Source organism: Clostridium aromativorans, assembly GCF_020908015.1.
In the GTDB taxonomy this organism is placed as follows: Bacteria; Bacillota; Clostridia; order Clostridiales; family Clostridiaceae; genus Clostridium_B; species Clostridium_B aromativorans.
Genome location: NZ_JAJJPB010000064.1, coordinates 1 through 2912, shown reverse-complemented (window position 1 = coordinate 2912; position 2912 = coordinate 1). Strand labels below are relative to the sequence as shown.

Sequence of the window (2912 nt, the reverse complement as noted above, 5' to 3'; positions counted from 1 at the left end):
TTTCAAAGTTCATTTAACAAGTTTCCAACTTATGCTAAGTAGTTGGCTGATTAAATATCTTTTAAGATTTTCCATCTACTTTTCGAGTGTCTTCATAATATTTAAATTACATTTATGATAAATATTGTAACTCAAATGACATAAAATTACAATATAATATCTAAAATCAGGTAAAAAGTTAGTGCTGCAATATTAGTAAACAAGAATGAGGTTGAAACGAGGTCATAGCGCTATATACTAACTATAACAAAAACTGGATAGTTAATTTTATTTAGTTTTTTATTTTAAGACAAATAAATATAAATTTATTTAGAGAATGCAAAAAAATAATTTGAATAAAGGTACGGCAATACCAGGAAAGTAACGAATTTACTGTATTCAGTTTATGTGCTGATTATACAGAAATAATAAAGAAATTTCAAGTCCTTTAGGCTAGTACCTCACGGAAAAAGCATGAACCCATCTCTTTCCAAAATTCTCTTGCAAGAATTTTTTAAAAAATGCCTTTGCAGCATTTATATATGAGGTATGCCTTATTTTCCCTGAAATGTACTCTGGTATTACTGTGAAATGGTGTAAGAAGCAGCCAGAGCCTAGATCTTTACTCCTTTAAAAGAGGACCACATTCAAAACCAAATAGTCCTTAATGGATATATCCAGTCTACATTTGCGTTCTTTTTAAATTTTCTTAGATCTATCTAAAATTTATGAATAATATATATTCAAGATATTCCAAGCTGAGTAATGCCTGAAACCTTCTAGATTTCAAGCTTTTCTTAGGATATCTTTCTTCATCTTTTTTTACTAAGTTAAGAGCAATTCTTTTTAGCAGTCCAATGTTTTGTGGCTTGTTCCCTGTTCTATTCCTATTTTCATCTTCCCTAAAAGTTACATCCAGGTTCCAATGAGTACTCTCAATTCCCCAATGTTTTCTTGCTGCCTGTGAAAAGTCTTTTACATTCTTAATACTTCCCAGATAGTATCTACACTCCTCTGTCTTTCTCCCATTTTCTTCACAATTTCTAATAACCATACCTATACCATTTAATTTTGTCCAGTCATCTTTAGCTTTCATCCATGATATATCAGTAGAATAGTAAAAGATTCTTTCTTCAATTCTCCCATGGGATTTTTCCATAGTACGGTAGCACTCAATTTTTTCATTCTTTACCTTATCTGCTTTCGCATCTTTGAAATATTCTTTTACCTCATCATATAAAACCTTGTGGTTTTCTTTAAGTGCCAATACATAGTCTGCTTTATTGTGTTTTACAATCTTTTCTGCAATATCTTTCTGACAGCCCATTGCATCAATTGTAACAATGCTGCCCTTTATTAAAAGCATATCAAGTAATTCAGGTATTGCAGTAATTTCATTGCTTTTTTCATCTGCCTTTACCTGCCCTATGATAAGCTTATTACTGCTGCACCAGGCACTTACTATATGAATTGCCTTTTTATTATTCTTTTTATTTTCTGTTCCACGCATTGTTTTTCCGTCGATTGCTATTACTGTATTATTCCCAATCTCTGTTACTTCTCTCATCCAAAGCACAAAACATCTTTCAAACTGTTTAGGATCTATTAAATTTAATACTCTTTCAATTGTATGATGTGTTGGTATGCCATTTGGCAGTTCAAGGTACTTCCTCAGCCAATCTTCTCTTTCAATCGCCCAAGCTTCAACGTCCTCCCAGTCATCGCAGCTGCATATTGTTGCTGCAATTGCAATAAAGATGATATCTATAAGCTTGTGCCTAACTTTACCTTCTTGCCTTGTATCGTAGATTACACTAAAATGCTCAAAAAAGCTTCCCTTATACTTTTTTACTGCCATATTCAATAACCTCCATAAGAGTATTTTATTAAGGTTATTCTACTATAACAGAACTATAATTGTTAGTGGTAATTTATCCATTGGATAAACATTCCTTCATGCTTTTGCCGTGGCTAGTACCTAAGGGACTTTTTTAATATATAAAAATAAATATAGAGAGTTGGTTAAACATACCCCAACTGTAAAAAATAATAGGTATAGGTGTTGTGAGCCGTTGTATAAGAAATAAACTCGGACAACAAGCAGTATTACTACTATTGTATTGTTTGCTCGTCAGAAGGGTGTGTATGACCTTTTAAAACATTATACAGGTATGTAAACTGGTTACATTGTAACGGGATTATGTAGAGCGTTAGGGCACCTTTTAACGTGATGAAGCATAATACAAATAGCAGTATTAAAGAAACTTCAGCCGAAAACGAAGAGCATATATTTGTAAATGTCAAGTTCAAAATGTTGAAAAGTTCCAACATGAAAATGCATAAATATTTTATAGTAAATTTAAATTAATCAGGGGTTCTTTCTTGCTGGATTAATTCATAAACATCTTTTGTCCTATATAAAGGTCCAATAATTTTTACGATATGTGAATGATGCAATAACCTATCTAATATTGCATTAGCTAAAGTTACATCTGAAAAAACATCTCCCCATTTACTGAATGGCTGATTCGTTGTTATTATAGTAGAATTATGTTCGTATCTCTTTGTTATAAGTTGAAAAAATAGATTAGCACCCAAATGGTCTATTGGAAGATAAAGTGCACCCCTTTGTCAAGACAATTTTTTAGTAGATTTATAGTTAGGTTGATAAACAGTATCATAATGCTTTCCCTTAAATACACTTCACCTGTTGATGAAAATTATGTCAGGGACATGCCATCGCAGATGGTGCGTCAGCATCCTTGACGTAATTTCCATCTGCAGGTATAATTTTTCTCAGGAAAGCAAATAAATTATTTGTTGTATATTTCAGCGGGAGTCTTATAGCTAAGACTTTGATGCGGCCTTTTATAATTATAATATTTCAAGTAGCCGTTGATTCCAATGCGTGCCTCCCGTGGATTCTGGTAATC

At 32.2% G+C, this 2912-nt stretch carries 3 protein-coding genes; all 3 read right to left on the bottom strand.

Annotated features, from left to right (window positions below; all coding sequences use genetic code 11):
- Window positions 1–694: 694 nt before the first annotated feature.
- Complete coding sequence (locus tag LN736_RS18785; RefSeq protein ID WP_179977686.1) at window positions 695–1837, bottom strand: ISAs1 family transposase; 1143 nt, start codon at window positions 1835–1837, stop codon at window positions 695–697.
- Window positions 1838–2343: 506 nt separating this feature from the next.
- Window positions 2344–2586: an ATP-binding protein gene (locus tag LN736_RS18780; RefSeq protein WP_326839106.1), complete on the bottom strand. Its 243-nt coding sequence runs from the start codon at window positions 2584–2586 to the stop codon at window positions 2344–2346.
- Window positions 2587–2792: 206 nt separating this feature from the next.
- The coding region (locus LN736_RS18775) for an integrase core domain-containing protein (protein ID WP_229982205.1) at window positions 2793–2912 on the bottom strand (120 nt) is incomplete at its 5' end.

Excerpts from the sequence above, each read along its gene's own strand:
- LN736_RS18785 (WP_179977686.1), bottom strand. The coding sequence starts at position 1,837 with ATGGCAGTAAAAAAGTATAAGGGAAGCTTTTTTGAGCATTTTAGTGTA.